This window comes from Myxacorys chilensis, assembly GCF_059505265.1.
Genome location: NZ_JCACKG010000214.1, coordinates 56,443 through 62,543, shown reverse-complemented (window position 1 = coordinate 62,543; position 6,101 = coordinate 56,443). Strand labels below are relative to the sequence as shown.

The 6,101-nt window shown below is 38.1% G+C and carries 7 protein-coding genes and 1 tRNA gene; 3 read left to right on the top strand and 5 right to left on the bottom strand.

The window, feature by feature from the left end; all coding sequences use genetic code 11:
* Nucleotides 1-329 precede the first annotated feature (329 nt).
* The 3 genes from AC5JLB_RS21635 to AC5JLB_RS21625 all read right to left on the bottom strand — a co-directional run bounded on the left by AC5JLB_RS21635 (nucleotide 330) and on the right by AC5JLB_RS21625 (nucleotide 2,993).
* Nucleotides 330-1,856: a hypothetical protein gene (locus AC5JLB_RS21635; RefSeq protein ID WP_495875893.1), complete on the bottom strand. Its 1,527-nt coding sequence runs from the start codon at nucleotides 1,854-1,856 to the stop codon at nucleotides 330-332.
* A gap of 137 nt (nucleotides 1,857-1,993) precedes the next feature.
* Nucleotides 1,994-2,755: a hypothetical protein gene (locus AC5JLB_RS21630; RefSeq protein WP_495875892.1), complete on the bottom strand. Its 762-nt coding sequence runs from the start codon at nucleotides 2,753-2,755 to the stop codon at nucleotides 1,994-1,996.
* A gap of 88 nt (nucleotides 2,756-2,843) precedes the next feature.
* Nucleotides 2,844-2,993 (bottom strand): hypothetical protein, encoded by a 150-nt coding sequence (locus AC5JLB_RS21625; RefSeq protein ID WP_495875891.1) that lies wholly within the window; start codon nucleotides 2,991-2,993, stop codon nucleotides 2,844-2,846.
* Nucleotides 2,994-3,602: 609 nt separating this feature from the next.
* Here AC5JLB_RS21625 and AC5JLB_RS21620 point away from each other — a divergent pair.
* Nucleotides 3,603-4,061 carry a hypothetical protein gene (locus tag AC5JLB_RS21620; RefSeq protein WP_495875890.1) on the top strand — a complete coding sequence of 153 codons (459 nt, stop codon included), beginning with the start codon at nucleotides 3,603-3,605 and terminating at the stop codon, nucleotides 4,059-4,061.
* 41 nt (nucleotides 4,062-4,102) lie between these two features.
* Nucleotides 4,103-4,246 (top strand): pentapeptide repeat-containing protein, encoded by a 144-nt coding sequence (locus AC5JLB_RS21615; protein ID WP_495875889.1) that lies wholly within the window; start codon nucleotides 4,103-4,105, stop codon nucleotides 4,244-4,246.
* A 213-nt stretch (nucleotides 4,247-4,459) separates the two neighbouring features.
* Here the strand turns inward: AC5JLB_RS21615 and AC5JLB_RS21610 are convergent, their stop codons facing one another.
* Together AC5JLB_RS21610 and AC5JLB_RS21605 are read right to left on the bottom strand one after the other, a co-directional pair.
* Nucleotides 4,460-4,747: a hypothetical protein gene (locus AC5JLB_RS21610; RefSeq protein ID WP_495875888.1), complete on the bottom strand. Its 288-nt coding sequence runs from the start codon at nucleotides 4,745-4,747 to the stop codon at nucleotides 4,460-4,462.
* An 11-nt stretch (nucleotides 4,748-4,758) separates the two neighbouring features.
* Entirely contained in the window at nucleotides 4,759-5,823 is a 1,065-nt protein-coding gene (locus AC5JLB_RS21605; RefSeq protein ID WP_495875887.1) for a site-specific integrase, read from the bottom strand.
* Nucleotides 5,824-5,949: 126 nt separating this feature from the next.
* On the opposite strand from AC5JLB_RS21605, the gene AC5JLB_RS21600 reads away from it, so the two are divergent.
* Nucleotides 5,950-6,022 (top strand) — tRNA-Ala (locus AC5JLB_RS21600).
* Nucleotides 6,023-6,101 lie beyond the last annotated feature (79 nt).

The window sequence follows — 6,101 nt, the reverse complement described above, 5'->3', positions numbered from 1 at the left end:
AAGTGGGACTAACCAAGTGGGACTAACCAAGTGGGACTAACCAAGTGGGACTAACCAAGTGGGACTAACACTTGTACATTATTTACCTTAGATATATAGTCATAAGCTATATGGGGCATACATTACAGCTTCTCCCAAAATTTGCAAATGAGAATGGAGCAACGATTTTACTGGGTTTCAGAGATTTCATTGTCAATAAGGTGAAACAGTTGCTATATATACATCACAGCCGTTTTAATTGAAAAGGGCAAATGTAGACCAAAAAAAGAAAGGCCCCTTTTAAGAGCCTCTCTTCTGTAAACTAAGCAAATTACCCTTAATCAAAGAAACTAGAGTTCCAGTACTACTTCAGCCTCAATTGGGTAGAGACTTGCTTTCTGCAGCATTGCAACAACGTCATTGACTTCATTCAGTGCCATTTCTAAAGTCATCCCATCATACTGAAAGCTTAAGATGTTTTGTTCTACATGGTTAGCAATTAGGTCTTGCATAATGAACTGCTCTCTACCTTGTGCCAGATGAGCTAACAGTTGAGAACCAATCTTTGTACTTTCTAGAGTCTTCTTGGTTAGTTTACCTTTACCCATTTCAGCAGCAGATTTGTAGAGAGAGAAAGAGTAACCCAAGTCATTGTCAATCTTCCTTGCCCCTCTACCTTTAATTATCTTCGCAACTGTGTACTGCTGTAACCATTCTTCTCTAGCTTCTACTAAAGGCTCTAGAAGACCACTTAAGCAGCTATTTACATCTTTGGCAGTAACATTCCAATTAGGTAGCCTTTTAGCCTTAGCTTCTTTACTGGCTAAGAATGGAAGATTGGAGATTTGACCACCAAAGCAGAAAGCATAAGAAATTACTTTTTTAATAGCCTTATGCATCTCTGCATCCCCAATACTTCCCCAAATGCTTCCTTTATCAGTAAGAATATTCAGAATAGTTTCTTTCAGTTGGGGAACTTCTAGGATGTCACACAAAGCAATTAGTTGAGCGCATTTCAGATCCATCTCAACTCTTACGTTGTTGGGGTCTACAGGGAGGATAAACCTATCTCTAAACCATTTAGGCATCTGAATCACTCCTCCAACTGTATGCATCCTTCCAGCCTGCTGTAGATGAAAGGACTCATGGTATTGAGGTCCAGTATGAAATCTATTGATGAATTCTAAAGTGCAGTTGATGTTCTCGGCCTGACCACTAGTTAGGTTCTTCTCTTTAATGAAGTGTTTTCCTTCTGGGCTGTGGTAGAAAGCAGCATCAAAAACGAACCTACTATTTTGTAATTTGTCTGATGTAGCTACAGTCCAAGGATGTAGTCTGTCAATATATTCAAACCCTGCTCCTCTAGGTGCTTTAGCTAGAGCATAGGAAAGAACATCCTCACCAAGAGATTCCATGTTGTCTATGACTAAGTTTAGTACTTCAGATTGGGCCATATAATAATTCCTCACAAACTGTTTATTTAGGGCAAATTTTCTACACTGGCCCTGATAGTGTGGCTTCACAAGAATCAGATCATCTTCTATTAGGTCTTGAAGAGGTCCTGTAGTAATATCTGCCATGTATTTTACACATTTACCTTCTTCTTTCTTGTAAAGATCAATATTAAAAGGGGTAATCATAGTGAAAAGGAGTTCTACAGGAATATCTATAAACCCCATTCCATACTCAATTAAGTTATTGTCACTAACCACCATCAAAGCATGAGTAATAGCCGCTTGTCTTGGGCTGAGTGTCTTTCCTAAAACTTCTGCAGCTTTTTGAAGGCATTTGCCTCTATTAGAGTAGAAAATCCGATCTTGAAAATCCATCACTTCTCTAGCAAAGGTCTTAGGGTTAATATTCGATTTTTTGGACATTTTGTTATAATTTGCCTATATGTAATGACGGAATGTGTACTTTGATTAGTTGACTGAGTTGATTTCAATAAAAAAAGAGGAAGCGCCAACTTCCTCTTTTTTAGTATTCAGTTGGGTGTGAAATCTGAGCAGCTTTACTAAGCCGCTTTTAGTTCTAATTTTCCTTGAGGAATTCTACTTTTCAGTGAGTTATTTTTGAAGACTTGCTCAACTGCATCAACCGGATATGCATTGAATTGATCAATTAAAAACATTGCCAAAGTTTCAACCAAATCTAGAAATCTAAGATCGGCCTCAGAGAGATTGTCTCTACAATTTTCTCCAAACTGCAATTTCATTTGCTTGCAACTCAATCCAAAACAAAGTTTATACAATTTCTCAGTTGCATTGCGGTAGCAGTGAATTCCTTTTGGGTTCTTAGTTAAGCCCTTTTTAACAACCCAATCTTTAACAGCATCAGACCAGCTTCTTCTAGTTTGAATTCCTTGAGTTCTGGCTTTAAATAGTAGATTTCTCTCTGCTTCAGATTTAACTATATTGAAAGCCTCATCAAAACGTCGCTCTAAAGCTTCAACTAAACAAGCTTCAGTGATAGCTGCTGCTTTCTGATTACCTTTGAGAGCCATCTGGAGCCAGTATTTGGAGGCATCTTCAAGAGCCACTGGAACAAATGATTCACCTGTATCTGCCTTAATGTTCCCCCAGGCTAAATCAGCTCCAGGCAATTGTTTCAGGGATTTTACCCCCATAACTTCCCCCAGGCTTTTGTGCTGAACATCAATGGCATCAGTAACATTTCTGCCTGCCAATCTGTAACTTCCATCAGGCATCTGATAGCCATTAAGAGAAATTGCCCCTAAAGAGATAGAGACGCGAGTTGCCTTAATAGTGTTGGGCATTTTATTCAATTGTCAAAAAGTAATTTACAAAAGTAACTTTTCAAAAGTTACTTTTTAATCAATGATGTATTCAAATCTGAGAGATCAACTACTGCTGCTTATTAAACGCTTTAGCTTCTAAAATCTCCTGTTGAACTTTGTAGTTTTCTACAGCAACTACAATTAAAGCGGATAAGCTCAGTCCTTTCCTTTTTGAAAACTCTTGCCAATTTGCTTTTTGAGTTTCAGCGAGTTTCATGTCAATTCTGTCTTGCTTCATATTCAGTTTTTCTAAAGTTACTTACTAAATGTGTACTGGTTAATAAATAAAAAGAAGGCTGCCTATTTCAACTCTTCCTTATATTAAGTATAAACGTTAAAAAGGAGAGTTAGGTTTCCTTTCTAGTAATTACAACAGTAGAAGACTTAATTTCGGAAACTTAGCCATCCATTATTTGGACAGTCTACTGTTAAAATCTGCGTAGCATATTGCCACCTTGAAAGTAGGAGTGTCTGGAGGCCATACCTAAAAGTAAAGTCGCCTCAGTTCATTTAATCAAACACTCCTACTTCTGGGCGAAGCCCCCATCACACATTGAAACTAACCTGCGTTTGAAACGCCAATTAAAACTATCTCTAGGGGACAAAACTAGTAACTATACCCTTTTACAAAACTTGCCATAGTTACTAACTATGTCATCTCTCCCCTTCTGCAAAAACAACTGTTATAGTTGGAAGTAATTAGTTGAGTAATAGCTCACTTAAAAACATTTCATTCTCAGGTGGTTTTCACAAGCCGCCTGTTTTTTGTTTTTGGGTTACTATTAAATGGAATGTTTTTAAGTAGAACTACACTCAGATAAATAATATGAATCAAATTATTATTACCCCTGCTACAATTTCAGACTTTCTAAAAGCTGGCAATGCTGATTTCATCGGAGCTAACGTCATCTTGTCCAACTGGTCAGAGAGTGCTCTACGACATTACAAGGAGCAGCTTCAAGCCTTACTCTATTACTCAAGTGAAGTAGTCATTAGAAATTGTGAGAGTACTGCTGAGGGATTGATTAGGGGCATTTTAACTAATGTTTTGGTTGTAGCAGAAACGATTGAAAAGATAGTAAAGAAAGTTGAAAAAGCCGCCTCAAAAGCTTTCAGAAGTGTCGTAAATAGTTGGAACACTCTAGTGTCTGATGCTGGTTATATTGAGTGTTTGGGCTTTTCCTATGTCAGAAACAACACAATTGTTTTAAGTAACTTTTACAGAAGTCAGAATAAGAAAGGTGGTGTGGGCTTCACTTTTCTACACTACACAAAAGTAACTTGAGCGGAGCTAATCTGAGAGGAACTCAATTGTGACAGATTTGCTTGCGAGACACCAACCTGCAAAATGCCAACCTTAATGGGGTTGATTTGGCTGGTGCTGATTTGACTAACGCTGAAGGGGATATCACTTTAGAAGCGTACTTCAATAAAATTCTAAAAGAGCTAAGGGGGTGGGGGGGGGGGTAGGGTCAAGCTATTTAGCTCCTCTGTATACGAAGCAAAATAGCCTAAAACAGGTGCAAAATTTTCTAAAGTTTTATCGTTCGAAACTCTGTTTCTCAGGCATGTTTGCACCTGATAGGCTCAATTGGAAGCTAAATTTGCAATTGAAAATCAAGGGATTTAGGCAAGAGAAAAAGTAGAAAAGAGATTGCTGCTACTTTTTTAAGTCGAGTCTATTCAAAGATTCTTTTTGAGATGTTTACCAGCCTGTCTGGAAACTTCAGGCATTTCAAGTAATTTGCCGTTGATAAATTTCTCCTGCTCCTCTTTAAGCTTCTGAACTTCTTCTTGCGTCAGAACAACTCTGGCTTTAAAGTCAAAATGACCAGACCCGTGAATAGAATCTATATCTACTAGAACCCCATTCTCATCTGGAGTTCCTAAAACAGTTTGGTCTATGGTGCTTTGCAAGATGCCGACACCAAAGGAAAAATTGCTAGTGTCAATTTCAATGTTGATTTTCATGGTTGTATTTCTTAAAGTTCTGGCAATATTGGTTTCTTAACTTGACCCAAATAGTAATTGTAGAGTGTATCTACTTTACTATGACCCAGAAGATTTGCAATCTCATGAGCAGGCATTCCACTAGCAGCACAATGAGAGGCAAAACTGGCTCTTGTTCTGTACAAATTACGGTGTTCAATTCCTAAAGCCTGCAAAGTAAACTTCCATCCTCTTTGAGAAAAAGTATGGTCATCAATAACCTTACCTTTAGGACTTAGGAAAATCAATTCACCTTTTCTAATTCTGGCACTCAGCATTTGATGAACAGTTTCATTCATTGGAACAATTCTGTATTTGGAAGTCTTAGTAGATTTCCTAATCCTGTTTGCAGTTGAGCCCCTATTTCTAGAGAGAGTTTCATAAATATGAATCTCTTTCTTAATCAAATCAACATCTTGCCATCTAATGCCAATGGCTTCAGAAGTTCTACATCCAGTGTTGAATAGAAAGAGAACAAAGTCATGATAGTAGTGGTAAAGAGGACTCTCTCTCAACCCATTGAGAATTGAGTGAATTTCTTCTTTAGTAAAGGGTTTGGGTTTAGGTCTTTCAGCAACCTTAATCTTGATGCCTTCAAATAAATCCTTCCTAATCACTTGGAGAATAGCCAAGTAACGTTTGGTAGTGGTGGACTTTACATTTCTATCCTCAATCCACTTGATGAACTTCTTTGCTTCAGCTTGATTACGGATGGGGAGATTGTAACTTTCTAGAAGTTTGAGCAGGGATTGATCAGCAGCATTGTAATTTTCCTCAATTCTCTTCTTCAATAGCTCAAGAACAGGAGGGGACTTTATGTTTGTAGAAGGTTGAGTAGGAGGAACAATCCCTAGCAGCCAACACCTATACTTGTCAAGGCTAAAGTCAAAATTATCTGCAAGACAGTCTTGACTAATGATTTTGCCACAGAGGTCTAACTTTGCTCTATCAGAAGGATTATTCCATCTCCCCCAAGTCAAAGAGTAATGCTGGTCAACATATCTCCATCTTAGTAAACAGGATTGATTGTTCTGTCTGACTTTCAGTGATTTAGTCATATGCAAGTTTATGCAAATGTGTTTATTCACCTGAAAGAGGATTACCTGATTAGAACACCTGTTTTAGTCCTAAAAGCCACAGAAGTTGCACTTTAGCGCTAGATGCGGCATGATTGAGAGGCGCAAGGGGCTATAGCGCAGTTGGTAGCGCATCTCAATGGCATTGAGAGGGTCAGCGGTTCGAATCCGCTTAGCTCCATTTCCTGAAAATATACATTTGTATATTATGTGACTTGACCTAAAAGTTGAACAAATTGTCCAACTTTTAGGTCAAGTCA

Bases quoted from the DNA above. Each gene is read 5' to 3' on its own strand.
- AC5JLB_RS21625 (WP_495875891.1), bottom strand. From the start codon at position 2,993: ATGAAACTCGCTGAAACTCAAAAAGCAAATTGGCAAGAGTTTTCAAAA.
- AC5JLB_RS21605 (WP_495875887.1), bottom strand. From the start codon at position 5,823: ATGACTAAATCACTGAAAGTCAGACAGAACAATCAATCCTGTTTACTA.
- AC5JLB_RS21610 (WP_495875888.1), bottom strand. From the start codon at position 4,747: ATGAAAATCAACATTGAAATTGACACTAGCAATTTTTCCTTTGGTGTC.
- AC5JLB_RS21635 (WP_495875893.1), bottom strand. From the start codon at position 1,856: ATGTCCAAAAAATCGAATATTAACCCTAAGACCTTTGCTAGAGAAGTG.
- AC5JLB_RS21630 (WP_495875892.1), bottom strand. From the start codon at position 2,755: ATGCCCAACACTATTAAGGCAACTCGCGTCTCTATCTCTTTAGGGGCA.
- AC5JLB_RS21620 (WP_495875890.1), top strand. From the start codon at position 3,603: ATGAATCAAATTATTATTACCCCTGCTACAATTTCAGACTTTCTAAAA.